Below are 23,976 nucleotides of genomic sequence, written 5' to 3' on the forward strand. Positions count from 1 at the left end.
CTTGACGCACGATTTAATTTCTCTATAATTCGCCCCACTTCCGGCGCAGTCGGAACGAAAAACTCCTTGAATATCAACGAGTTGGACGTTTCAGGTCAGGCTGGAGGTGCTTCGATCGAAAGATCGGCAGCGGTGAAAAAGGTGGTTGACAGCAGGTTGTAACGCTGTAGAATTCGCCTCCCGCTACGAGAGATCGAAGCGAGTCAAGTGTTTGAAGTGAAACGAAAAACTTCAAAATAAACGCTTGACAGACCCTGAGGAAAGCGTAGAATGCGCGCCTCGGTTGAGACGAAAAGTTCTTGACCAACCGCTCTTTAACAATTGAATCAAGCAATTCGTGTGGGTGCTTGTGAGCTCAGACTGATAGTCAGAAAGATTATCAGCATCACAAGTGACTGCACGAAAATCGAAAGATTTGAAAGTAAGTCATTTGAGAATGCTGAGCCAAGTTTAGGGTTTTCTCAAAACCCAAGCAGTATTGAACTGAAGAGTTTGATCATGGCTCAGATTGAACGCTGGCGGCAGGCCTAACACATGCAAGTCGAGCGGATGAGAAGAGCTTGCTCTTCGATTCAGCGGCGGACGGGTGAGTAATACCTAGGAATCTGCCTGGTAGTGGGGGACAACGTTTCGAAAGGAACGCTAATACCGCATACGTCCTACGGGAGAAAGCAGGGGACCTTCGGGCCTTGCGCTATCAGATGAGCCTAGGTCGGATTAGCTAGTTGGTGAGGTAATGGCTCACCAAGGCTACGATCCGTAACTGGTCTGAGAGGATGATCAGTCACACTGGAACTGAGACACGGTCCAGACTCCTACGGGAGGCAGCAGTGGGGAATATTGGACAATGGGCGAAAGCCTGATCCAGCCATGCCGCGTGTGTGAAGAAGGTCTTCGGATTGTAAAGCACTTTAAGTTGGGAGGAAGGGCAGTAAGCGAATACCTTGCTGTTTTGACGTTACCGACAGAATAAGCACCGGCTAACTCTGTGCCAGCAGCCGCGGTAATACAGAGGGTGCAAGCGTTAATCGGAATTACTGGGCGTAAAGCGCGCGTAGGTGGTTCGTTAAGTTGGATGTGAAATCCCCGGGCTCAACCTGGGAACTGCATCCAAAACTGGCGAGCTAGAGTAGGGCAGAGGGTGGTGGAATTTCCTGTGTAGCGGTGAAATGCGTAGATATAGGAAGGAACACCAGTGGCGAAGGCGACCACCTGGGCTCATACTGACACTGAGGTGCGAAAGCGTGGGGAGCAAACAGGATTAGATACCCTGGTAGTCCACGCCGTAAACGATGTCAACTAGCCGTTGGAATCCTTGAGATTTTAGTGGCGCAGCTAACGCATTAAGTTGACCGCCTGGGGAGTACGGCCGCAAGGTTAAAACTCAAATGAATTGACGGGGGCCCGCACAAGCGGTGGAGCATGTGGTTTAATTCGAAGCAACGCGAAGAACCTTACCAGGCCTTGACATCCAATGAACTTTCCAGAGATGGATTGGTGCCTTCGGGAACATTGAGACAGGTGCTGCATGGCTGTCGTCAGCTCGTGTCGTGAGATGTTGGGTTAAGTCCCGTAACGAGCGCAACCCTTGTCCTTAGTTACCAGCACGTTATGGTGGGCACTCTAAGGAGACTGCCGGTGACAAACCGGAGGAAGGTGGGGATGACGTCAAGTCATCATGGCCCTTACGGCCTGGGCTACACACGTGCTACAATGGTCGGTACAGAGGGTCGCCAAGCCGCGAGGTGGAGCTAATCTCACAAAACCGATCGTAGTCCGGATCGCAGTCTGCAACTCGACTGCGTGAAGTCGGAATCGCTAGTAATCGCGAATCAGAATGTCGCGGTGAATACGTTCCCGGGCCTTGTACACACCGCCCGTCACACCATGGGAGTGGGTTGCACCAGAAGTAGCTAGTCTAACCTTCGGGAGGACGGTTACCACGGTGTGATTCATGACTGGGGTGAAGTCGTAACAAGGTAGCCGTAGGGGAACCTGCGGCTGGATCACCTCCTTAATCGACGACATCAGCTGTCTCATAAGCTCCCACACGAATTGCTTGATTCATTGAAGAAGACGATTAGGTTAGCAACCTTCGATTGGGTCTGTAGCTCAGTTGGTTAGAGCGCACCCCTGATAAGGGTGAGGTCGGCAGTTCGAATCTGCCCAGACCCACCAATTTGCTGGGGCCATAGCTCAGCTGGGAGAGCGCCTGCCTTGCACGCAGGAGGTCAGCGGTTCGATCCCGCTTGGCTCCACCACCCCGCTTGCTAGTTTGTCAAAGCTTAGAAATGAATATTCGCATCGAATATTGATTTCTGAACTTTATCAGAATCGTTCTTTAAAAATTTGGGTATGTGATAGAAAGATAGACTGGACAGCACTTTCACTGGTGTGTGTTCAGGCTAAGGTAAAATTTGTGAGTAATTACAAGTTTTCGGCGAATGTTGTCTTCACAGTATAACCAGATTGCTTGGGGTTATATGGTCAAGTGAAGAAGCGCATACGGTGGATGCCTTGGCAGTCAGAGGCGATGAAAGACGTGGTAGCCTGCGATAAGCTTCGGGGAGTCGGCAAACAGACTTTGATCCGGAGATCTCTGAATGGGGGAACCCACCTGGCATAAGTCAGGTATCTTGTACTGAATACATAGGTGCAAGAGGCGAACCAGGGGAACTGAAACATCTAAGTACCCTGAGGAAAAGAAATCAACCGAGATTCCCTTAGTAGTGGCGAGCGAACGGGGACTAGCCCTTAAGTGGCTTTGAGATTAGCGGAACGCTCTGGAAAGTGCGGCCATAGTGGGTGATAGCCCTGTACGCGAAAATCTCTTAGTCATGAAATCGAGTAGGACGGAGCACGAGAAACTTTGTCTGAATATGGGGGGACCATCCTCCAAGGCTAAATACTACTGACTGACCGATAGTGAACCAGTACCGTGAGGGAAAGGCGAAAAGAACCCCGGAGAGGGGAGTGAAATAGATCCTGAAACCGTATGCGTACAAGCAGTGGGAGCCTACTTTGTTAGGTGACTGCGTACCTTTTGTATAATGGGTCAGCGACTTATATTCAGTGGCGAGCTTAACCGAATAGGGGAGGCGTAGCGAAAGCGAGTCTTAATAGGGCGTTTAGTCGCTGGGTATAGACCCGAAACCGGGCGATCTATCCATGGGCAGGTTGAAGGTTAGGTAACACTGACTGGAGGACCGAACCGACTACCGTTGAAAAGTTAGCGGATGACCTGTGGATCGGAGTGAAAGGCTAATCAAGCTCGGAGATAGCTGGTTCTCCTCGAAAGCTATTTAGGTAGCGCCTCATGTATCACTGTAGGGGGTAGAGCACTGTTTCGGCTAGGGGGTCATCCCGACTTACCAAACCGATGCAAACTCCGAATACCTACAAGTGCCGAGCATGGGAGACACACGGCGGGTGCTAACGTCCGTCGTGAAAAGGGAAACAACCCAGACCGTCAGCTAAGGTCCCAAAGTTATGGTTAAGTGGGAAACGATGTGGGAAGGCTTAGACAGCTAGGAGGTTGGCTTAGAAGCAGCCACCCTTTAAAGAAAGCGTAATAGCTCACTAGTCGAGTCGGCCTGCGCGGAAGATGTAACGGGGCTCAAACCATACACCGAAGCTACGGGTATCACTTAGGTGATGCGGTAGAGGAGCGTTCTGTAAGCCTGTGAAGGTGAGTTGAGAAGCTTGCTGGAGGTATCAGAAGTGCGAATGCTGACATGAGTAACGACAATGGGAGTGAAAAACTCCCACGCCGAAAGACCAAGGTTTCCTGCGCAACGTTAATCGACGCAGGGTTAGTCGGTCCCTAAGGCGAGGCTGAAAAGCGTAGTCGATGGAAAACAGGTTAATATTCCTGTACTTCTGGTTATTGCGATGGAGGGACGGAGAAGGCTAGGCCAGCTTGGCGTTGGTTGTCCAAGTTTAAGGTGGTAGGCTGAGATCTTAGGTAAATCCGGGATCTTAAGGCCGAGAGCTGATGACGAGTTGCCATTAGGCGACGAAGTGGTTGATGCCATGCTTCCAAGAAAAGCTTCTAAGCTTCAGGTAACCAGGAACCGTACCCCAAACCGACACAGGTGGTTGGGTAGAGAATACCAAGGCGCTTGAGAGAACTCGGGTGAAGGAACTAGGCAAAATGGCACCGTAACTTCGGGAGAAGGTGCGCCGGTGAGGGTGAAGGACTTGCTCCGTAAGCTCATGCCGGTCGAAGATACCAGGCCGCTGCGACTGTTTATTAAAAACACAGCACTCTGCAAACACGAAAGTGGACGTATAGGGTGTGACGCCTGCCCGGTGCCGGAAGGTTAATTGATGGGGTTAGCTAACGCGAAGCTCTTGATCGAAGCCCCGGTAAACGGCGGCCGTAACTATAACGGTCCTAAGGTAGCGAAATTCCTTGTCGGGTAAGTTCCGACCTGCACGAATGGCGTAACGATGGCGGCGCTGTCTCCACCCGAGACTCAGTGAAATTGAAATCGCTGTGAAGATGCAGTGTATCCGCGGCTAGACGGAAAGACCCCGTGAACCTTTACTATAGCTTTGCACTGGACTTTGAATTTGCTTGTGTAGGATAGGTGGGAGGCTTTGAAGCGTGGACGCCAGTCTGCGTGGAGCCATCCTTGAAATACCACCCTGGCAACTTTGAGGTTCTAACTCAGGTCCGTTATCCGGATCGAGGACAGTGTATGGTGGGTAGTTTGACTGGGGCGGTCTCCTCCTAAAGAGTAACGGAGGAGTACGAAGGTGCGCTCAGACCGGTCGGAAATCGGTCGTAGAGTATAAAGGCAAAAGCGCGCTTGACTGCGAGACAGACACGTCGAGCAGGTACGAAAGTAGGTCTTAGTGATCCGGTGGTTCTGTATGGAAGGGCCATCGCTCAACGGATAAAAGGTACTCCGGGGATAACAGGCTGATACCGCCCAAGAGTTCATATCGACGGCGGTGTTTGGCACCTCGATGTCGGCTCATCACATCCTGGGGCTGAAGCCGGTCCCAAGGGTATGGCTGTTCGCCATTTAAAGTGGTACGCGAGCTGGGTTTAGAACGTCGTGAGACAGTTCGGTCCCTATCTGCCGTGGACGTTTGAGATTTGAGAGGGGCTGCTCCTAGTACGAGAGGACCGGAGTGGACGAACCTCTGGTGTTCCGGTTGTCACGCCAGTGGCATTGCCGGGTAGCTATGTTCGGAAGAGATAACCGCTGAAAGCATCTAAGCGGGAAACTTGCCTCAAGATGAGATCTCACTGGAGCCTTGAGCTCCCTGAAGGGCCGTCGAAGACTACGACGTTGATAGGTTGGGTGTGTAAGCGCTGTGAGGCGTTGAGCTAACCAATACTAATTGCCCGTGAGGCTTGACCATATAACACCCAAGCAATTTTCGTCGAACGACCAGATTGCGGTGTTGTGAAGACACAGTAAGCCGAAGATTTGTAACTCACGAACATCACATACCCGATTCGCTGGAGTGTCTGAACAAGACCTTCTGGCAACAGAATTTCTTGACGACCATAGAGCATTGGAACCACCTGATCCCATCCCGAACTCAGTAGTGAAACGATGCATCGCCGATGGTAGTGTGGGGTTTCCCCATGTGAGAGTAGGTCATCGTCAAGATTAAATTCCGAAACCCCTATCTGCATCTGCAGGTAGGGGTTTTGTCTTTGTGGGCCGAAAGTTTCCTGCAAGGCGGGCATAAAAAAACCACCTTGGGAGGTGGTTTTCAGATATGTCACTGTCAGCTCAGTCGCCGTAATACTCGCAGCCACTGGTGCAGGTCTCATGGATACGCACCTTGCTCAGTTCTGGCAGCAATGGCTTGACCTGGTCCCAGATCCATTTGGCAATCACTTCGCTGGTCGGGTTCTCCAGGCCAGGGATGTCATTGAGGTAGTTGTGGTCTAGCTGCTCGTACAGCGGCTTGAAAATCGCCTTGATCTCCGAGAAGTCGCGAATCCAGCCGGTATGCGGATCCAGCTGGCCGGTCAGGTGCAAGGCAACCTTGAAGGAGTGGCCGTGCAGGCGCCCGCATTTGTGCCCGGCGGGCACATTCGGCAAGCGGTGGGCCGATTCGAAGGTGAACTCTTTGAAAATTTCCACGGTATCTTAGAACTCTGAAAACCAATGCTGACCGGCAGTTTAACAGCAAGCCTACTTCAACGGTTGCAGATGCTGGTGCAGCTTGCCGGTTTCCACCAGTTCCAGAAACTCGTCGCCCAGCCGCTGGCTTTCGCTCATGGCGGTACGCCAGTAACGTTGGCGGTTACCGGCATCGCCCATGAAGCGCTTGAAGTCGCTGCGATCCGGCAGCTTGCCGTAGGGCAGGCGGGCCAGGTACTGCGGCGAGGGTGCCAGCAACAGCACGTTCTGCAGGTACTGCGCATTGCTGCGCCGCCAGGGCAGGGCCTTGTCGAACCACCCCGGCACCACCTTGTGGGTGAAGTGAGGGTAAAGCACGATGTCCTCGCCGCTGTAGGGCAGGTCGAGGTGATAGTCGAGTAAGCCACCATCCCGGTAGGTGCCCGCCCCGACCCCCGGAATGTCCCGCACGCCTTCCATCACCATGGGAATGGAGCCTGAAGCGAGCAGGGCATGACGCAGGTTGTCGACCGCCAGCGGCAGGCAGCGCGAAGGGAAGTCCGTGAGGGGGTTCAACGGCGGTGCGCAGCGTGCGTCATGCAGGATCACGCGTTCGAAGTGCCGGGCCAGCCGCGAACGGCTCACGAGGTTGTCGGCAATCACCGACGACAGGCCTACGCCCAGTCGGCCTCGATGATCGTGCTGAAGCAGGCCGTGGCTTCTGACCAGCATGATGTTGAGCCGATAGTGGGGGTTGTCGAGAATGCGAGCATCCTGGCCCTCCAGCAGGTCATCGAGCATGCGACGACAGCTCTGGCTGACCTGGGCCTGGGTCACGCCCTTGGCGAAATCCTGCTCGGTATACAGATGGCCCAGGCGCAGCAGGGCCTGGGCGGGCTCGGGCAGGCAGGCACTGGCGAAGCGCCAGGAGCCGATCGATGCCCCGATCAGCGAGCGCGCGCGCGGTGCTGTGGGCAGCCACTGGCCGAACAGCGCCAGGTCGATACCCTGGATACCCAGCGCCTTGGGGCCGCCTGCAGCGCCCGGTAGCACCCCCACGTCTGCAGCCTGCAGACCGCGTTCGTGTACATGGGCGAACGCCCGCGTGCCGGCCTTGAGTGTCAGCGCTGGAAACTTGATCTGGATTGAGCTCATAAGGGCCTCGTTGTCCTGGATCAACGATTATAGAGAAGCGTGGACGGAACAGGGGCGCGCCTGAGCTATCATGGCGCCAGTTGTTTTCAGTTTCAGTTAAGTTCGGTTCGGTATTCTGAACCCGTAAGCAAGATTGATCCTAAATGGAGAGACACGATGAAAACATTGACTGCCCTGTTCGCCACCGCCGCCCTTGCCCTGAGCGCCAACGTTGCGCTGGCTAAAGACATCCCCACCAATGAAGTCGTGCAGCTGGTCCAGGCCAAGACCATCCTGTCGCTGGATGACCTCAACGCAAAAGCGCTGGCCAAGCATCCGGGTGCCACCATCAAGGACTCCGAGCTCGAGGACGTGTACGGCCGTTATGTGTACAAGGTCGAACTGCGTGACGCGCAGAACGTCGAATGGGACGTGGACCTTGATGCCAAGACCGGTGAAGTACTCAAGGACGCCAAGGACACCTGATGACTGCACGCAAGCGAACGGCACCGTGGCTGTTCCTCGCATTGCTGGTCTTCTGTACGCCGGCCCTGGCCCGCGACCTCGATCAGGATGAAGCCCTGGAGCTACGTCAGAAGGGCATCATCCTGCCGCTGGAGCAATTGTTGAACTCCGCCCTGGGGCGTTACCCCGGGGCGAAGTTGCTTGAGGCGGAGCTGGAAGAGAAGCACAACCGCTACGAGTACGAAGTCGAGCTGGTCACCCCGCAAGGGGTCGTGCGTGAAATCAAGTTCGATGCACGCACGGGTGTGCTGATCAAAGATGAGGAAGATGACTGATGCGCCTGTTACTGGTCGAGGACAACGTCCCGCTGGCCGATGAACTCACCCAGAGCCTGCAGCGCCAGGGCTACGCCATCGACTGGCTGGCCGACGGCCGAGATGCGGTGTACCAGGGTAGCAGCGAGCCCTATGACCTGATTATCCTGGACCTGGGGCTGCCCGGCCTGCCCGGCCTCGAGGTGCTGGCCCAATGGCGCGCCGGCGGGCTGTCGACCCCGGTGCTGATCCTGACCGCACGGGGTTCCTGGGCCGAGCGCATCGAGGGCCTCAAGGCCGGTGCCGACGATTACCTGAGCAAACCCTTTCACCCCGAAGAGCTGCAACTGCGCATCCAGTCGCTGCTGCGCCGCGCCCGTGGCCTGGCCAACCAGCCGACCCTGCAGGCCGCCGGCCTGCACCTGGACGAAGGCCGCCAGTGCGTGAGCCGCGACGGACAGGACGTGCAACTGACCGCCGCCGAGTTTCGCCTGCTGCGCTACTTCATGTTGCACCCGCAGCAGATCCTTTCCAAAAGCCACCTGGCCGAGCACCTCTACAACGGCGAAACCGAACGCGACTCGAATGTGCTCGAAGTACACGTCAACCACCTGCGCCGCAAGCTGGGGCGCAGCGTGATCGAAACCCATCGCGGCCAGGGCTATCGCTTTGGCGGAGTGGTCGAGTGAAGTCGATCCAGGCGCGCCTGAGCCTGGGGCTGGTCGGTGTACTGGTGGTGGTCGGCCTGGCCCTGGCGCAGATCAGCCTGTGGCTGTTCGAGGTCGGGTTGCAGCGCTACCTGGAGACGGGGTTGCGCAAGGAAAGCGAAAACCTGCTGGTGGCGCTGGTGCGCGGCCACAGCGGCCTCGAACTGGACGAGCGACGCCTGTCGTCGGCGTACCAGCGGCCGTTTTCCGGCTACTACTTCCGTATCGATTTCGAAGGGGGCAGTTGGCGTTCCCGCTCGCTCTGGGACATGGACATGCCCCGTCCGCCAACTCCCGGCCTGCACGCGGGCCTGGAGCTGGGCCCGGCTGGCCAGCAACTGCTGGTGCTGCGTGCCGACTACCGGCGCCTGGGCCAGGCGATCTCGATCAGCGTGGCGCAGGACTATACCCCCGTGCGCGACGGCTTCCGGCGCATGCAGCAGCTCGGCCTTGGCCTGGGGCTGGTGGCGCTGCTGTTGATTCTGGTGCTGCAACGCATCACGGTCACACGCTCCCTGCGCCCACTGGAACGCACGCGCGAACAGATCGCCCAACTGCAGCAGGGCAAGCGCTCGCAGCTCGACAGTGAGGTGCCTGTCGAACTTGAGCCCCTGGTGGCGCAGATCAACCACCTGCTGGCACACACCGAAGACAGCCTCAGGCGTTCACGCAACGCGCTGGGCAACCTGGGGCATGCCCTGAAGACCCCCCTGGCGGTGCTGATGAGCCTGGCGTCGAGCGAGCGCCTGAACGACCTGCCCGAGGTTCGCGCCCAGTTGCAGGCTCAGCTGGAGCAGATCCAGCAACGCCTGAGCCGCGAACTCAATCGCGCCCGGCTGGCCGGCGATGCCCTGCCGGGGGCGCATTTCGATTGCGCCACCGAACTGCCGGGCCTGCTATCGACCCTGGGCATGATTCACGGCGATCACCTGCTCATCCGCCATCAGGTGCCCGATGGGCTGTCCTTGCCCTGGGACCGCGAAGACCTGCTCGAGCTGCTGGGCAACCTGCTGGACAACGCCTGCAAGTGGGCCGACAGCGAGGTCTGCCTGAGCATCGAGCAAGAGGGCGGGGTGTATCGCTTGTGGGTGGACGATGATGGCCCGGGCATCCCCGAAAATGCCAGGGCCGGGGTGCTGGAGCGCGGTGCGCGGCTCGACGAACAGGTCGATGGCCATGGGCTTGGCCTGGGCATCGTTCGCGATATCGCCGAAGCCTGGGGTGGGCAGATGAGGTTGCTGGAAAGCCCGCTGGGCGGGCTGCGGGTGAGCATCGAGCTACCCCGCAGGGCAGCCCGATAACACCATCAGACGCGGAACTGGTCCATCAGCCCCTGCTGCTGGTTGGCCAGGCTGTTCAGCGACTGGCTGACCCGCGCCGACTCATTGGCCTGCTCCGAGAGTGACTCGGTCACATCGCGAATGGTCGCCACGTTGTTGTTGATTTCCTCGGCCACCGCGCTCTGCTCTTCGGCGGCACTGGCAATCTGCAGGTTCATGTCGCTGATCACGGTGACGGCCTCGCCGATCTGGCGCAGCGCAGTCACCGCCTGACCGACCTGGTCGACGCTACCCTGGGCCTGGCGGTGGCTGCTGTCCATGGCGCCCACCACCTCGCGGGTGCCGGCCTGCAGTTGCTCGATCACCTGACGGGTCTCCTCCACCGACTCCTGGGTGCGTCGGGCCAGGTTGCGCACCTCGTCGGCCACCACCGCAAAGCCGCGCCCGGCTTCCCCGGCACGGGCCGCCTCGATGGCGGCATTGAGCGCCAGCAGGTTGGTCTGCTCGGCGATGGAGCGGATCACTTCCAGTACCGAACCGATCTTCTCGCTGTTGTCGGCCAACCCTTCGACCTGGGCCATGGCGGTGTTCATGTCGGCTGCCAGGGTATCGATGCTGGTGGTGGTGCGGTCGATCACCGCCAGGCCCTGACGGGTCGCCTGGTCGGCGTCACGCGCCGCCTGGGCCGCTTGCGCAGCACTGCGCGCCACATCCTGGGCGGTGGCGCTCATTTCGTGGGACGCCGTGGCCACCTGGTCGACCTGACGGTACTGCTGCTCCATGCCGGCGCTGGTCTGCGAGGCAATCGCCGAAGACTGGTCGGCAGTGTCGCGCGCCGCCTGCACCGAGCGTTTGACCTCGGCGATGATCGGCTGCAGCTTGTCGAGGAAGCGGTTGAACCAGCCGGCCAGTTCCCCCAGCTCGTCGCGCTTGTCGTAGTTCAGGCGGCGGGTCAGGTCGCCTTCGCCGCTGGCGATGTCCTTGAGCATGGCGGCCACGCCCAGGATGGGGCGGGTCACACTGCGCGCCATCACCCAGATCAGCAGCAGCCCCACGATCGCGGCCAGCACACCCAGGCCCAGCTCGATCAGGGTGCCACTGGTATTGCGCTGGTCGAGCTCGTTCTTGAGGGTCTCGGCCGGGCCGGTCAGGGCGCTTTGCGGCACATCCAGCAGCACGCCCCAGGGCTTGCCCCCCGGAATCGGTGCAAACGATGCCAGCACCTTCAGGCGCTCGTCCTTGTGGAGGCTCTGCAGGGGCGTGCCGCTGCTCAGCAGGCCTATCAGCTCCTTGCCGCTGGTGCTGTCGACCTGGTCGAAGCGTTGCGCCAGCTTGCCCGCATCCGGGCTGTAGCCGGCCAGCAGGCCGACCGGGCTGATGATGCCGATGCGGGTCTGGCCCTGGTACAGGTTCTGGCTGGCCTGCTGGCTCAGCGCCTGCAGGCTGTTCAGGTTGATGTCGATCGACAGGGTGGCGACCACCTTGTCGGCCACGATCAGCGGGAACACGATGCTGGTCATCAGCACCCGCTGACCGGCGATGTCATAGAAGTAGGGTTCGATCACGCAGGTCTTGCGCGTGGTACGCGGGCACACCGACCAGGTGTTGGCCGGCTCGCCGCTGGGGCCGATGCTGGTGTCGGTCATGTCCTTTTCGGGCAGCGCCATCGAGGTCAGCTTGCCGGGCGTGGGCTGCGACCAGTACAGGGCAAAGCGGCCGGCCTCGTTGCTGCCCAGCTCGGCCTGGTTGGCGAACAGGGCATCCTTGTTGTCCAGGGCGTTGGGCTCGAACACCAGCGACAGCCCCAGCAGGTCGGGGTTGGCCTGCAGCGCGGCGCGCACCTGGCGGGTCATGTCCTCGCGCAGGTCGAAGGCGTCCAGAAAGCGCTTTTCGGCCTGCTCGCGCAAAAACAGCACCTGGCGCGCAAAGCCTGCACCGTATTGGTAGGCATCCATGAACTGGCGGCGGATGCTCAAGGCCTGGACTTCGCCCTGGGACTCGATACGCGACTGGGCCGCTTCGGTCAGCATCTGCATGCTGCTGGCCTTGACCAGCTCGGAGTTGTGCTCCATGCGGTACAGCGAAAGGCCCACCAGCAGCGTAACGATGCTGGCCAGGCAGAGCCCGGCCAGCAGGGTGATTTTCCACTGGATGGAAAGTTGTCTCGACGACATGACGAAGTCCTTTGATCCAAAAAAAGATTGAGGCTGACGACTGTAACGGCCAGGCGCAGTTTTTCTTTATTCAAACGTTCAATTGAAATGCGTCGTTTTCAGTCATGCATGCGACCCGCGTGCAGCCGTCTAGCCCCGTACTTTGACAAGTGGCGGGTGCTGCTTCAGAGTGTGCGCCCTCCCATAAAAACACCTGTCGTTCGGCCACTGCGCTCGCAGTCTGTCGCCGCAGCGCAAGCTTTGTCTGGTTTCTAGAGGTCATGAAATGAATGCAGTAATTGCCGCGGTCGGCATCATGCTGATATTGAGCCTGGCCCGTGTGCACGTGGTCATCGCCCTCATCATCGGCGCGCTCGCCGGCGGCCTGGTGGGCGGCCTGGGTATCGAAGGCACGCTCAAGGCGTTCAACGGCGGCCTGGGTGGCGGTGCCACGGTGGCATTGTCGTATGCGCTGCTGGGCGCATTCGCCGTGGCCATCGCCAAGTCCGGGCTGGCCCATGCGCTGGCCGATCGCGCCCTGTCGATGTTCCATGGTCAGCGCAATGCCGAAGGCGGCAAGATCAAGTGGCTGCTGATCGGCCTGTTGCTGGTGGTGGCGATCTCGTCGCAGAACATCCTGCCCATTCATATCGCCTTCATTCCGCTGCTGGTGCCGCCGCTGCTGTACGTGCTGACCCGCCTGCAGATCGATCGGCGCCTGGTGGCCTGCGTGATGACCTTCGGCCTGATCACCCCGTACATGTTCCTGCCAGTGGGGTTCGGCAACATCTTCCTCAATCAGATCCTGCTGGCCAACGTCAGCCGCAGCGGGGTGGACGTCAGCGGCGTCAACGTGACCCAGGCCATGGCGATACCGGCGGCGGGCATGCTGTTCGGGTTGCTGCTGGCGGTGTTCTTCAGCTACCGCAAAAAGCGCGTGTACGACGTGGCAAAGATCGAGCAGGTCGAGCAGGTGGCGGTCAGCTACAACCCGCTGACGCTGATGGTGGCCGGCTGTGCGATCGCCGCGGCGTTCATCATCCAGCTGTGGCTGGACTCGATGATCATCGGTGCGATGGCGGGCTTTCTGATCTTCTCGCTGTCGGGCATCGTGCGCTGGAAGGACACCGATGACCTGTTCACCGAAGGCATGAAGATGATGGCCATGATCGGCTTCATCATGATTGCCGCGTCCGGCTTTGCCGAGGTCATGAAGGCCACCGGCGAAGTGAAGACCCTGGTGGAGGCCTCGGCCGGCTGGATCGACCACAGCAAGGCGGTCGGGGCGCTGCTGATGCTGCTGGTGGGGCTGCTGGTGACCATGGGTATCGGTTCGTCGTTCTCCACGGTGCCGATCCTGGCGGCGATCTTCGTGCCGCTGTGCGTGCAACTGGGCTTCGACCCGCTGGCCACCGTGTGCATCGTCGGTACTGCCGGCGCGTTGGGTGATGCCGGCTCACCGGCGTCGGACTCGACCCTGGGCCCGACCTCGGGCCTGAACGTCGACGGCCAGCACCATCACATCTGGGACACGGTGGTGCCGACCTTCCTGCATTACAACCTGCCGTTGCTGGCGTTCGGCTGGGTAGCGGCGATGGTGCTGTAGCGCGCCAGGGCGCAGGAGCTGGGCGCGAGGCTCAGCTTTTTCGCGGGGGCGGCGAGATGCGGTTGAGCACCGTATCGCCGTTCTTGTTGCGCGTCAGGTACACCGGCAGCACCTTGGGCATGTTGCTCACCAGGCGATTGACCTCGGTGGTGTTGTAGATGCCGCTGATGCGGATGCTGCCGGTACTGGCGTCCGCCAGCAGCAACGGCGTTTCCAGGTAGCGGTTGATCAGCGGCAGGGCCTGGTCCAGTGGCAGATTGTCGAGGATCAGCTTGCCGCCGCGCCAGGCCAGGCTGGTGTCGTGGGCATAGGTCTGGCTGAGGGCCGGCTCGTAGTCGCCGCGACGGTAGCTGGCCTGCATGCCGGGGCCCAGGCGATAGCCGCTGTCCGGGTCGCTGCTGTTGCTGCTGACCAGCACCGAACCTTCCACCAGGGTGACCTTCACCTGGTCCTGATACTTCCAAACGTTGAACTGGGTACCGGTCACCCGGGTCTGGCCCTTGCCGGCACGCACCACGAACGGGTGCTGGGTATCGTGCTGCACCTTGAAGAAGGCCTCGCCGTTGACCAGCGTCACCCGTCGTTCGTCCTTGTAGTTGGCGTAGCGCAGGGTGGTGTTGAGGTTCAACTCCACCTCGCTGCCATCCGGCAGCACCGCGCGGGCGATGGCATTGCCGCTTTCAACGCGCTCATAGCTGTTGGGCAGCCAGCCCTGTTCCCAGCCCACCCAGGCGCCAATCGGCAGCGCCACCAGCGCCACGGCCGCAGCCGAGGCCAGCCGACGCAGGGCGCGCCCGCGTGGCCTGGCTGACAGATTGATTACCGGGGCAGCAGGGCGGGGCAGGTGGTCGGCGGTCTGCCAGATCTCCTGCATGGCCTGGAATTCCTGCTCGTGCAGTGGGTCGGCTGCGCGCCATTGCGCGCAGGCGGCACGTTCCTGTTCACTGCAGTCCTCAGCATGCAGGCGCATGCACCAGTGCGCAGCGGCATCGGTGATGGCATCAAGTTCGGCTGCGCTGAGGCTGGTTTGGTTCATTGATACTCCCGGTTTTGGCCATTCTACCCTTGGCAGGTGGCCAACGAGAACCGAGTTCATCGTGAATGACTATCAGTTGTAAGAAATATTTGAACGAAAAACCACGCAAATGCGTGGTTTTTATCGTTTAAGCACCCGCCTGGAGCGTTGCGCGGCTCAGAACAGCTCGGCTGGCAACTGGTACAGCGGCGCACTGCCTGCGCGGATGCTGGCCTGCAACGACAGTACCCTGGGCAGCAGACGCTCGACGTAGAAGGTAGCCGTGGCCAGCTTGGCCTCGTAGAACGCCGGCTCCTGCTCGCGCCGTTCGCGGGCAGTGGCCGCCATGCGCGACCACATGTAGGCGTAGGCCACATAGCCGAACAGGTGCAGGTACTCCACCGACGCCGCGCCCACGGCATTGGCATCACCGGTGGCCTGCTCGCGTACCCACTGGCTCACGCTTTCCAGCTGCGCCAGGGCATGCAGCAGCGGTTCGCACAAGGGCGGACGGGTTTCACAGAAGCTGCGGATCTCGTTGGCGAACAGCGCCAGCGACTGTCCGCCATCGGCCACCACCTTGCGCCCCAGCAGGTCCAGCGCCTGGATGCCGTTGGTGCCTTCGTAGATCTGCGCGATGCGAACATCGCGCACCAGCTGTTCCTGGCCCCATTCGCGAATGTAGCCATGGCCGCCGAACACCTGCTGGCCCAGCACGCAGCTTTCCAGGCCCATGTCGGTGAAAAACGCCTTGGCCACCGGTGTCAGCAAGGCCACCAGGCGCTGCGCGGCCTCGCGCTCCTCCGGCTGCTCGGCGTACTTGGCGATATCCAGCTGCAGGCCGACATAGGTGGCGAACGCCCGGCCGCCTTCGGTCAGGGCGCGCATGCTCAGCAGCATGCGCCGTACATCGGCATGCACGATGATCGGGTCGGCCACCTTGTCGCTGGCCAGCGGCCCGGTGGCGGCGCGGCTTTGCAGGCGGTCCCGGGCGTAGCGTGCGGCGTTCTGGTACGACGCCTCGGCGCAGCCGATACCCTGGATGCCGATGGACAGGCGCTCGTAGTTCATCATGGTGAACATCGCCGCCAGGCCGCGGTTGGGTTCGCCCACCAGGTAGCCCACGGCGCCATCGAAGTTCATCACGCAGGTGGCCGAGGCCTTGATGCCCATCTTGTGCTCGATCGATCCACAGCTCACCGCGTTGGTTTCACCCAGGCTGCCGTCCTCGCCCACCAGGCGCTTGGGCACCAGAAACAGCGAGATGCCCTTGGGCCCGGCCGGCGCGTCGGGCAGCTTGGCCAGCACCAGGTGCACGATGTTCTCGGTCAGGTCCTGGTCGCCGCCGGTGATGAAGATCTTGGTGCCGCTGACCCGGTAGCTGCCATCGGCCTGGGGTTCGGCCTTGCTGCGGATGATCCCCAGGTCGGTACCTGCATGCGGTTCGGTCAGGCACATGGTGCCGGCCCACTGCCCGCTGTACAGCGCCGGCAGGTAGGTGGCCTTCAATGCATCGCTGGCGTGCGCGTCGATGGCCAGGCAGCAGCCGGCGCTCAGCGCCGAATACAGGCTGAAGCTGCAGTTGGCGGCGTAGAGCATCTCCTCGAACTGCACCGCGAGCATCTTGGGCATGCCCAGGCCGCCGTACTCGGGGTTGCCCGCCAGCCCGACCCAGCCGCCTTCGCGGTAGGTCTGCCAGGCCTGCACGAACCCCTGCGCAGTGGTGACCCGACCCTGCGCGAAGTGCACGCCTTCCTCATCGCCGCTGCGGTTGAGCGGCGCAATCAGCTGGCCGGTGATCTTGGCCGCCTCTTCCAGTATCGCATCGGCGGTATCCGCGTCGACGCTGGCCGCCAGCGCCGGCAGGCGTGCCCACAGGGCCGGGCCCTGGAACACTTCGTGAAGAACAAAACGCATGTCGCGCAGCGGTGCATTGAACTCAGGCATAACGGTTTCCGAATAAAGGTGAAAAAAGGTCAGAGCGCCTTGGCCCAGTCGCGCAACAGGTACTTCTGGATCTTGCCCGTGGAGGTTTTCGGCAGTTCGCTGAACACCACGGTCTTGGGCAGCTTGAAGCCGGCCAGATGCTCGCGGCAGAAGGCGATGATGTCCGCCTCGCGGGTACCTTCGAAACCGGCCTTGAGGGTGACGTAGGCACAGGGGGTTTCGCCCCATTTTTCATCCGGGCGGGCGACCACCGCAGCCTCGAGCACGGCCGGGTGGCGGTACAGCGTGTCTTCGACCTCGATGGTCGAGATGTTCTCGCCTCCGGAAATGATGATGTCCTTGAGCCGGTCCTTGATCTCCACATAGCCGTCGGCATGCCACACTGCCAGGTCGCCGGTATGGAACCAGCCGCCTCGGAAGGCTTCGGCGGTGGCCTCGGGGTTCTTCAGGTAGCCCTTCATCACGGTGTTGCCGCGCATGAAGATCTCGCCCAGCGTGTTGCCGTCGCGGGCCACCGGCTCAAGCGTTTGCGGGTCGGCCACCATCAGCCCCTCGAGGGTAGGGTAGCGCACGCCCTGGCGCGACTTGATGCGGGCCCGCTCCTCCAGCGGCTGCGCGTCCCATTCGGCATGCCAGGCACACACCGTCACCGGGCCGTAGACCTCGGTCAGGCCGTAGACGTGGGTCACCTTGATGCCCATTTCCTCCACCGCGCCGATCACCTTGGCGGGTGGCGCCGCCCCGGCCACCATCGCGTTCACGGGGTGGTCGATGGCGGCCTTGGCCGAGTCGGGCATGTTGATCAGCGCATTGAGCACGATCGGTGCGCCGCACAGGTGGGTGACCTGGTGCTCGCGAATCAGGGTCAGGATCTTCTGCGGGTCGACCCGGCGCAGGAACACATGGGTGCCGGCCAGGGCCGTCACGGTCCACGGGTAGCACCAGCCATTGCAGTGGAACATCGGCAGGGTCCACAGGTACACCGGGTGGTTGCCCATGGCCCAGGTCATCTGGTTGCCCAGTGCGTTCAGGTAGGCGCCGCGGTGGTGATAGACCACCCCCTTGGGGTTGCCGGTGGTGCCGGAGGTGTAGCTCAACGAGATCGCCTGCCACTCGTCCTCGGGCCAGTGCCACACGAACTCGGGGTCGCCCTCGGCCAGGAAGGCTTCGTAATCCAGGTCGCTGACGGCGCGGCCCTCGCCGTACTCCGGGTCGTCCACATCGATCACCAGCGGCGGGTGGGCCATCAGGCCCAGCGCTGCTTCGATCACCTTGTGGAATTCGCGGTCGGTGATCAGCACCTTGGCTTCCCCGTGCTCGAGCATGAACGCGATGGCTTCGGCATCCAGGCGCACGTTCAGGGCGTTGAGCACCGCACCGATCATCGGCACACCGAAATGCGCCTCGAGCATGGCCGGAATGTTGGGCAGCATCACCGCCACCGTATCGCCCAGCCCGATGCCGCGGCCGGCCAGGGCGCTGGCCAGGCGGCGGGAGCGCTGGTAGGTTTCCTGCCAGTTGCGGCGGATGGCACCATGGATCACCGCCGGGTAATCGCCATAGACCGCAGCCGTGCGTTCGATGAAACTCAGCGGGGAAAGGGCGACATGGTTGACGGGGGCGGGCTGCAGGCCCTGGGAGAAGATCGACATGAACGGTTCCTGTGCAGGAGGCAGCCGCGATCAGGCGCTGGCTGAAACCTCCGATGGCTGATTGTTAGCTCTGATCAGGTTTCTGGAAGGCGGTACGTATACCGACTTCGGTGTTTCATTTTTACGCTGTTCTCCATATTACTTGGAAGATAGACTATAGCAATATGGTATAAATACTATAAAAAGCCGGAGCCCCAAGTGACCTTTCCTCCCTCGGCCTTGCTCGACAAGGACCCGCAACCCACCGTGCTGCTCGATGCCGCCGCCCAGGTGGTGGCCGCCAACCCGGCGGTGCAGGCGTTGTTCGACACCTGGCCCAAGCCGCCCGTGGGCAGCCTGCTGCCCGCCAACTACAAGGCGCTGGTGAGCGCCTGCCTGCACCAGCAGCGGGCGATTGCCGAGGTCGAGGCCCTGGTGCAACAGCGTATCCTGTTGTGGACCTTCGTCCCGCTGGAGGGCGGCCTGCAGGTGCTGGCCCGCTGCCGCGACGCCACGGTTGAGCGCCTGGCCGAGCGCGAGGCCAGCCAGGCACGTCGGTTGTACCGCCTGATCACCGAAAACACCACCGACCTGATCTCGCGCCATACCCCCGACGGGTGTTTCCTGGATGCTTCGCCGGCCTCCTATCGCCTGCTGGGCTACTGGCCGGAAGAGCTGCGCGGGGTGGCGGTGCAGTCGCTGTTTCACCCCCAGGACCGCCAGCAATCGCTGCTGCAGGCCTCCCAGGCGCTGGAGCAGGACGGCTACCAGACCATGACCTGCCGCGTGCGCCACCGCGATGGCCGCGACCTGTGGTTCGAGATCGCCAGCCGCGCCATCCGCGAAACCTACACCGGTGCGGTGGTCGAGATCGTCAGCGTGTCACGCGACATCACCGTGCGCATCGAAGCCCAGGAAAACCGCCGGCGCCTGGCCGAGGTGGTCGAGGCCAACACCGACCTGGTGCTGTTCACCGACCCCGCCGGCCAGCTCACCTACCTCAACCGTTCCGCCCGGCGTGCACTGGGCCTGCTGGAGGTGCAGGCCGTGCCGCCCCTGCGCGAGCTGCTGGACGAAGAAGCCCTGCAACGCCTCGACGAAGAGGGCTGGGCCTGCGCCGAGCGCGAAGGGGTGTGGCAATGCGAGGCGCGGCTGGCGCCCTACAACGGCTCGGCGCCGTTCCCGGTGTCGCTGGTACTGCTGGCGCACCGGGCCGCAGGTGGCGAGCGCTACTACTCGCTGGTGGCTCGCGACATGACCGAGCGCGAGCTGCGTGAACGCCAGCAGCGCCGGCACCAGGATGAACTGGCGCACACCGCGCGGCTGGTCACCCTGGGCGAGCTGGCCTCCGGCATCGCCCACGAGATCAACCAACCGCTGGCAGCGGTGGTCAACTATGCCAGTGCCAGCCAGCGCTACCTGCTGGCGGTGGAGCGTGACCCGCAGGCGGCCGGGCGGGTCGCCCAGGGCCTGCAGCGCATCACCGAGCAGGCCACCCATGCCGCCGAAGTGATCAAGCGCCTGCGCTCGTTCCTGCGCAAGGAGCCGCGCCGCTTGCAGGCGCTCAACGTGGCCGATGTATCGCGCGAGGCCGTGCGCCTGTGTGCCTGGGAGGCGGCGCAGTCCCAGGTGACCATCGAGCAGCACATGGTGTACAACCTGCCGCCGGTGTACGCCGACCGTGTCTTGCTCGAACAGGTCCTGCTCAACCTGTTGCGCAACGCCATCGACGCCAACCGCGAACAGCATGCCGGGGCGCCCTCGCGCGTGTTGATCAGCGCCGACCAGCAGGCCGGTTGGCTGCGTATCCAGGTGGCCGACCAGGGCCCCGGGGTGGCCGCCGAGCAGCTGGACGGCATCTTCACCCCGTTTACCACCAGCAAGCCCGAAGGGCTGGGGCTGGGCTTGAGCATGAGCCGCAGTATCGTCGAAGGGTTCGGCGGTACCTTGCAGGCGCACCCGGGTGATACCGGCGGATTGATTTTGTGCTGTCGGCTGGCGCCGGTGGCCAGTGCATGAACAAGGGGATTTCCATGCAGGAACCGAAGGTGTACGTGGTCGACGACGATCAGGGCATGCTCGACTCCACCGTCTGGCTGCTGGAGTCGGTGGGCCTGCAGGCGCTGCCGTTCACCAGTGGCCAGGCTTTTCTGGAGGCCTGCGATGCGGCGTTGCCGGCGTGCGTGCTGCTGGATGTGCGCATGCCCGGCATGGGTGGGCTGAGCGTGCAGGAAGCCTTGCGCGCCCGGGGCGTGCAGGTGCCGGTGATCTTTGTCAGCGGGCATGCCGATGTGCCGATCGTGGTACGCGCCTTCAAGGCCGGGGCCATCGATTTCATCGAGAAGCCCTACAACGACCAGTTGCTGCTCGACAGCGTGCAGGATGCCCTGGGGCGCTCGTCACGGGTTCAGGTCAGCAGTCGCCAGCGCGATGAAGTGCAGGGGCGCATCGACAGCCTCACCCCGCGTGAGCGCGACGTGTTCGTGCCCCTGGTGCAGGGCTATACCAATCGGGAGATTGCCGAGCAGTTGCAGGTCAGCGTGAAGACCGTGGACCTGTACCGTTCGCGGGTGATGAAGCGCATGCAGGCCGAACACCTGCCTGATCTGGTGGGGATGGCGATTGCGTGTGGGGTGGTGGACCCCTTGAAACTGCGTTGAATGCATCGCGGGGCAAGCCCGCTCCCACAGATACAGTGCAAGCCTGTGGGAGCGGGCTTGACCCGCGATTGGGTGTCAGGAGCGACGTCCCAGCAACAGCCCGACCACCAGCCCGAAGCCGGCCGAAATCGCCACGGTCTGCCACGGGTGGCCGCCAATGTAATCCTCGGTGGCATCCACCGCCGGCTTGGCCTTTTCACGCACGCCGCCCACCGCATCCAGGGCCTGCTTGAGCTTGAGGCCCACCTGTGCGCGCAGGGTCTCGGCTTCTTCGCCCACCAGGGTGGAGCTGTCCTTTAGCAGCTTGTCAGACTCTTCGATCAGCGCCTGCAGTTCGCTGAAGGCCTGATCCTTGATTTGTTCGGCATCGGCTTTAAGGGTGCTTTTCCTGGCCATGTACGCTTCCTCGTTGAATGATGGTCACTGTATCAATGGATGCCTGAGCGCGCCGAAAGTTGCAGCGCCTTGGCGGCGCTCGGTGGCTACAGTGTAAGATAGCCCCCATTTTCAAGTGGCAGGAATCACCATGAGTTTCAATCTGGCCAACATGAGCTTCGCCGAGCGGGCACAGATCGAGGACGAGAAGTCGCGACTGTTCGAGCTCTGGCAATCGAACCTGGGCAAGGCCAAGGCCGAAGCCGCGCGGCTGATCAGCGAGAAGCCGCGGCGCAAGGGCAAATGGGCCGAGTGGGTGCGGGCCGAGCTCGACGGCATGTCGCCGCCGGAGTTCGCCAACATGGTGCGCAGCGAAGTCAACAAGCTGATGGCGGCTGCCAAGTAGCCGCCCCCCCAGCGCTACCACGCCGTATCGGTGGGCTTGGGCAGCGCCAGCCGCCCGCTGTCGGTGAAGCGCATCGTGCCGAAGGCGCCCCCGGCCAGCTTGCCGCGCAGCACATAGGGCATGCCATCCAGGTTGCTCACCCGGCTCAGGCCCACGGCCTGGCGCAGCATCGAGAACGCGGTGATGCTCACCGGAATGCTCAGTACCGCTTCGTCATAGCGCCCGATGCTGCCGTGCTGATCGCTGACCCCGGTTGCCAGCGGCTGGCCATTGACCTCCAGGTTGAGCGCCACGCCGTTGTAGTCGATGGGCGTTTCATTGGGGTTCTGCACCCGCAGTTTCACCGCCATGCGCATTTCCAGGTCCTGGCCGGGCAGCGGCTCGATGCCGATCACGCTGATGGTCAACGGGTCGCGCCCCTGCAGCAACGCGCAGGCGCTCAGGCTCAGGGCCAGCAGCAGGCCCAGGCCGACACGCAGGGTATGACGCAGGAAACAGGGCATGGGGCTTGGCTCCGGACAAATGTCTCTGCAGTGTGGCAAATGCCCGGCGCGGTTGAAAGTGGCGCAAGCAGCGTAACAATCTGAATCATCTCTGGCCCGGCAACGGGTTTCATCGCGAACCTCTCGCGCCGTAGGCTATCCAACGCCTGGGGCCACTGACGTTGTGCAGGAGATGAACGCGATGAACCGATGGTTGCCGGCACTGACCGGCGCAGCACTGAGCCTGATACTGGGCATGCCTGTTCAGGCCGCCGACGCGGGCAATCCCTACAACGACCCGGTGCGCCGCGCCAACCCCAATTCCCAGCAGGGCACCGTGCGTTCCACGCCACCGCCGCGCGGGCCTTCCACCCAGCCGCTGCCGCGCCCACCCACCCTCGACAATGGCGGCATCGGCAACGGCCAGAACCTGCGCCGTGAACAGGTGCCGCCGCGCCTGGACCCCTCCCGCCCGCCGCGCGAATCGACGCGTACGCCCTGATCGCTTGGCCCACTGCAAGGAACCCTGCATGTCTTCACGTACCTGGCTACTCTCCCTCTGCGCTGCGGCGCTGTTGCCGCTGACCGCCACCGCCGCCCCCGAGCGCACCTTCCCCAGCGAAGAAGGCCAGCTCACCGTCAGTACCCTGGCCGAGGGGCTGAAGAACCCCTGGGCGCTGGCGTTCCTGCCCGACGGGCAGGGCATGCTGGTGACCGAGCGCCAGGGCAACCTGCGCATCATCAGTGCCGACGGCAAGGTCGGTTCGCCGTTGAGCGGCGTGCCGCAGGTGTGGGCCAAGGGGCAGGGCGGGTTGCTCGACGTGGCGCTGTCGCCGCAGTTCGAGCAGGACCGCATGGTCTACCTCTCGTATGCCGAAGGCGGGGGTGATGGCGACACGGCCGGTACTACCGTGGGGCGCGGCCGCCTGTCGAGCGACAACCTGCGCCTGGACGACTTCAACGTGATCTTCCGCCAGCAGCCCAAGCTGTCCAGCGGCAACCACTTCGGTTCGCGGCTGGTGTTCGACCGCGACGGCTACCTGTTCATCGCCCTGGGCGAGAACAACCAGCGGCCCACCGCCCAGGACCTGGACAAGCTGCAGGGCAAGGTGGTGCGCATCCTGCCCGACGGCCAGGTGCCCAAGGACAACCCCTTTGTCGGCCAGAGCAACGTGCGCCCCGAGATCTGGTCGTATGGCCATCGCAACCAGCAGGGCGCGGCATTGAACCCGTGGACAGGCGAACTGTGGACCAACGAGCACGGGCCTCGCGGCGGCGACGAGATCAACATTCCCAAGCCGGGCAAGAACTACGGCTGGCCCCTGGCGACGCACGGCATCAACTACTCGCTGCTGCCGATACCCGATGCCAAGGGCAAGCGCGTCGAGGGCGCGGTGGACCCGCTGCACGTGTGGGAGAAGTCCCCGGCCATCAGCGGCATGGCGTTCTACGACAACCCGCGTTTCAAGGCCTGGGACCACAACCTGTTCATCGGCGCGCTGGCCGCCCAGGAGCTGATCCGCCTGCAACTGGATGGCGACAAGGTGGTGCATGAAGAGCGCCTGCTGGGGCAGTTGAATGCGCGTATTCGCGATGTGCGGGTGGGGCCGGACGGCTTTCTCTATGTGCTGACCGACGAGAGTGACGGTGCGCTGCTGAAGGTGGGCCTGACGCAGTAAGCGGCGGCGCGGCCTTTGCCGGCAAGGCCG

18 protein-coding genes, 2 tRNA genes and 3 rRNA genes are annotated in these 23,976 nt (G+C 61.9%); 15 read left to right on the forward strand and 8 right to left on the reverse strand.

Annotation, left to right across the window (positions count from 1 at the left end):
• Positions 1-480 precede the first annotated feature (480 nt).
• The 5 genes from LOY33_RS09430 to rrf all read left to right on the forward strand — a co-directional run bounded on the left by LOY33_RS09430 (position 481) and on the right by rrf (position 5,630).
• Positions 481-2,017 (forward strand): 16S ribosomal RNA (locus LOY33_RS09430).
• A gap of 84 nt (positions 2,018-2,101) precedes the next feature.
• A tRNA-Ile gene (locus LOY33_RS09435) sits at positions 2,102-2,178 on the forward strand.
• A gap of 7 nt (positions 2,179-2,185) precedes the next feature.
• A tRNA-Ala gene (locus LOY33_RS09440) sits at positions 2,186-2,261 on the forward strand.
• A 224-nt stretch (positions 2,262-2,485) separates the two neighbouring features.
• Positions 2,486-5,376 (forward strand): 23S ribosomal RNA (locus LOY33_RS09445).
• A gap of 138 nt (positions 5,377-5,514) precedes the next feature.
• A 5S ribosomal RNA gene (gene rrf, locus LOY33_RS09450) occupies positions 5,515-5,630 on the forward strand.
• Together the 16S, 23S and 5S rRNA genes with 2 tRNA genes alongside form the textbook arrangement of a ribosomal RNA operon.
• 126 nt (positions 5,631-5,756) lie before the next feature.
• On the opposite strand, the gene queD is transcribed toward rrf, so the two are convergent.
• A complete protein-coding gene (gene queD, locus LOY33_RS09455; RefSeq protein WP_043861143.1) occupies positions 5,757-6,113 on the reverse strand; it encodes a 6-carboxytetrahydropterin synthase QueD in 357 nt (118 codons plus the stop codon).
• Positions 6,114-6,164: 51 nt separating this feature from the next.
• Positions 6,165-7,247, reverse strand: coding sequence for a patatin-like phospholipase family protein (locus LOY33_RS09460; RefSeq protein ID WP_123753242.1), 1,083 nt, complete (start codon positions 7,245-7,247; stop codon positions 6,165-6,167).
• A 156-nt stretch (positions 7,248-7,403) separates the two neighbouring features.
• Here LOY33_RS09460 and LOY33_RS09465 point away from each other — a divergent pair, with 156 nt between their 5' ends.
• From LOY33_RS09465 to LOY33_RS09480, 4 genes are read left to right on the forward strand one after another with little or no spacing between them, the layout of a single operon-like run.
• Positions 7,404-7,712 (forward strand): PepSY domain-containing protein, encoded by a 309-nt coding sequence (locus tag LOY33_RS09465; RefSeq protein WP_043861141.1) that lies wholly within the window; start codon positions 7,404-7,406, stop codon positions 7,710-7,712.
• Positions 7,712-8,026 (forward strand): PepSY domain-containing protein, encoded by a 315-nt coding sequence (locus LOY33_RS09470; RefSeq protein WP_043861140.1) that lies wholly within the window; start codon positions 7,712-7,714, stop codon positions 8,024-8,026. The genes LOY33_RS09465 and LOY33_RS09470 overlap by 1 nt, the downstream gene beginning before the upstream one ends.
• On the forward strand, positions 8,026-8,694 hold the full coding sequence (locus LOY33_RS09475) for a response regulator transcription factor (protein ID WP_043861139.1): 669 nt from the start codon (positions 8,026-8,028) through the stop codon (positions 8,692-8,694). The genes LOY33_RS09470 and LOY33_RS09475 overlap by 1 nt, the downstream gene beginning before the upstream one ends.
• Entirely contained in the window at positions 8,691-10,013 is a 1,323-nt protein-coding gene (locus LOY33_RS09480; protein WP_043861138.1) for a sensor histidine kinase, read from the forward strand. Before LOY33_RS09475 ends, LOY33_RS09480 begins: the two co-directional genes overlap by 4 nt.
• Positions 10,014-10,018: 5 nt before the next feature.
• On the opposite strand, the gene LOY33_RS09485 is transcribed toward LOY33_RS09480, so the two are convergent.
• Complete coding sequence (locus tag LOY33_RS09485) at positions 10,019-12,166, reverse strand: methyl-accepting chemotaxis protein (protein WP_054916516.1); 2,148 nt, start codon at positions 12,164-12,166, stop codon at positions 10,019-10,021.
• Positions 12,167-12,431: 265 nt separating this feature from the next.
• On the opposite strand from LOY33_RS09485, the gene LOY33_RS09490 reads away from it, so the two are divergent.
• Positions 12,432-13,751, forward strand: coding sequence for a Na+/H+ antiporter family protein (locus LOY33_RS09490; protein WP_054916515.1), 1,320 nt, complete (start codon positions 12,432-12,434; stop codon positions 13,749-13,751).
• Between the two features lie 31 nt (positions 13,752-13,782).
• On the opposite strand, the gene LOY33_RS09495 is transcribed toward LOY33_RS09490, so the two are convergent.
• The 3 genes from LOY33_RS09495 to LOY33_RS09505 all read right to left on the reverse strand — a co-directional run bounded on the left by LOY33_RS09495 (position 13,783) and on the right by LOY33_RS09505 (position 18,365).
• Positions 13,783-14,787 carry a FecR family protein gene (locus tag LOY33_RS09495; RefSeq protein WP_058540429.1) on the reverse strand — a complete coding sequence of 335 codons (1,005 nt, stop codon included), beginning with the start codon at positions 14,785-14,787 and terminating at the stop codon, positions 13,783-13,785.
• A 156-nt stretch (positions 14,788-14,943) separates the two neighbouring features.
• Positions 14,944-16,713, reverse strand: a complete 1,770-nt coding sequence (locus LOY33_RS09500; protein WP_043861135.1) for an acyl-CoA dehydrogenase C-terminal domain-containing protein — start codon at positions 16,711-16,713, stop codon at positions 14,944-14,946.
• A 29-nt stretch (positions 16,714-16,742) separates the two neighbouring features.
• Positions 16,743-18,365 (reverse strand): acyl-CoA synthetase, encoded by a 1,623-nt coding sequence (locus LOY33_RS09505; protein WP_088514884.1) that lies wholly within the window; start codon positions 18,363-18,365, stop codon positions 16,743-16,745.
• A gap of 198 nt (positions 18,366-18,563) precedes the next feature.
• Between LOY33_RS09505 and LOY33_RS09510 the strand changes: the two genes are divergently transcribed.
• Positions 18,564-20,363, forward strand: a complete 1,800-nt coding sequence (locus tag LOY33_RS09510) for a PAS domain S-box protein (RefSeq protein ID WP_309475764.1) — start codon at positions 18,564-18,566, stop codon at positions 20,361-20,363.
• 14 nt (positions 20,364-20,377) lie between these two features.
• On the forward strand, positions 20,378-21,004 hold the full coding sequence (locus LOY33_RS09515) for a response regulator transcription factor (RefSeq protein ID WP_088514900.1): 627 nt from the start codon (positions 20,378-20,380) through the stop codon (positions 21,002-21,004).
• Positions 21,005-21,079: 75 nt separating this feature from the next.
• Here the strand turns inward: LOY33_RS09515 and LOY33_RS09520 are convergent, their stop codons facing one another.
• Positions 21,080-21,400 carry a YqjD family protein gene (locus LOY33_RS09520; protein ID WP_043861132.1) on the reverse strand — a complete coding sequence of 107 codons (321 nt, stop codon included), beginning with the start codon at positions 21,398-21,400 and terminating at the stop codon, positions 21,080-21,082.
• A 130-nt stretch (positions 21,401-21,530) separates the two neighbouring features.
• Between LOY33_RS09520 and LOY33_RS09525 the strand changes: the two genes are divergently transcribed.
• Positions 21,531-21,785, forward strand: coding sequence for a hypothetical protein (locus LOY33_RS09525; RefSeq protein WP_043861131.1), 255 nt, complete (start codon positions 21,531-21,533; stop codon positions 21,783-21,785).
• A gap of 14 nt (positions 21,786-21,799) precedes the next feature.
• On the opposite strand, the gene LOY33_RS09530 is transcribed toward LOY33_RS09525, so the two are convergent.
• A complete protein-coding gene (locus LOY33_RS09530; RefSeq protein ID WP_043861130.1) occupies positions 21,800-22,288 on the reverse strand; it encodes an LEA type 2 family protein in 489 nt (162 codons plus the stop codon).
• Between the two features lie 181 nt (positions 22,289-22,469).
• On the opposite strand from LOY33_RS09530, the gene LOY33_RS09535 reads away from it, so the two are divergent.
• The gene (locus LOY33_RS09535) at positions 22,470-22,769 is read left to right on the forward strand and encodes a hypothetical protein (RefSeq protein ID WP_043861129.1); all 300 of its coding nucleotides are present in this window, start codon (positions 22,470-22,472) and stop codon (positions 22,767-22,769) included.
• Positions 22,770-22,797: 28 nt separating this feature from the next.
• Positions 22,798-23,946 carry a PQQ-dependent sugar dehydrogenase gene (locus tag LOY33_RS09540; protein ID WP_258662496.1) on the forward strand — a complete coding sequence of 383 codons (1,149 nt, stop codon included), beginning with the start codon at positions 22,798-22,800 and terminating at the stop codon, positions 23,944-23,946.
• The last annotated feature ends 30 nt before the right edge of the window (positions 23,947-23,976 follow it).

Source organism: Pseudomonas sp. B21-036 (assembly GCF_024748925.1).
In the GTDB taxonomy this organism is placed as follows: domain Bacteria; phylum Pseudomonadota; class Gammaproteobacteria; order Pseudomonadales; family Pseudomonadaceae; genus Aquipseudomonas; species Aquipseudomonas palmensis.

Coding starts and splice junctions, on each gene's coding strand:
- LOY33_RS09460 (WP_123753242.1), bottom strand. CDS start 7,247: ATGAGCTCAATCCAGATCAAGTTTCCAGCGCTGACACTCAAGGCCGGC.
- LOY33_RS09465 (WP_043861141.1), top strand. CDS start 7,404: ATGAAAACATTGACTGCCCTGTTCGCCACCGCCGCCCTTGCCCTGAGC.
- LOY33_RS09470 (WP_043861140.1), top strand. CDS start 7,712: ATGACTGCACGCAAGCGAACGGCACCGTGGCTGTTCCTCGCATTGCTG.
- LOY33_RS09475 (WP_043861139.1), top strand. CDS start 8,026: ATGCGCCTGTTACTGGTCGAGGACAACGTCCCGCTGGCCGATGAACTC.
- LOY33_RS09485 (WP_054916516.1), bottom strand. CDS start 12,166: ATGTCGTCGAGACAACTTTCCATCCAGTGGAAAATCACCCTGCTGGCC.
- LOY33_RS09490 (WP_054916515.1), top strand. CDS start 12,432: ATGAATGCAGTAATTGCCGCGGTCGGCATCATGCTGATATTGAGCCTG.
- LOY33_RS09495 (WP_058540429.1), bottom strand. CDS start 14,787: ATGAACCAAACCAGCCTCAGCGCAGCCGAACTTGATGCCATCACCGAT.
- LOY33_RS09500 (WP_043861135.1), bottom strand. CDS start 16,713: ATGCCTGAGTTCAATGCACCGCTGCGCGACATGCGTTTTGTTCTTCAC.
- LOY33_RS09505 (WP_088514884.1), bottom strand. CDS start 18,365: ATGTCGATCTTCTCCCAGGGCCTGCAGCCCGCCCCCGTCAACCATGTC.
- LOY33_RS09515 (WP_088514900.1), top strand. CDS start 20,378: ATGCAGGAACCGAAGGTGTACGTGGTCGACGACGATCAGGGCATGCTC.
- LOY33_RS09520 (WP_043861132.1), bottom strand. CDS start 21,400: ATGGCCAGGAAAAGCACCCTTAAAGCCGATGCCGAACAAATCAAGGAT.
- LOY33_RS09525 (WP_043861131.1), top strand. CDS start 21,531: ATGAGTTTCAATCTGGCCAACATGAGCTTCGCCGAGCGGGCACAGATC.
- LOY33_RS09530 (WP_043861130.1), bottom strand. CDS start 22,288: ATGCCCTGTTTCCTGCGTCATACCCTGCGTGTCGGCCTGGGCCTGCTG.
- LOY33_RS09535 (WP_043861129.1), top strand. CDS start 22,470: ATGAACCGATGGTTGCCGGCACTGACCGGCGCAGCACTGAGCCTGATA.
- LOY33_RS09540 (WP_258662496.1), top strand. CDS start 22,798: ATGTCTTCACGTACCTGGCTACTCTCCCTCTGCGCTGCGGCGCTGTTG.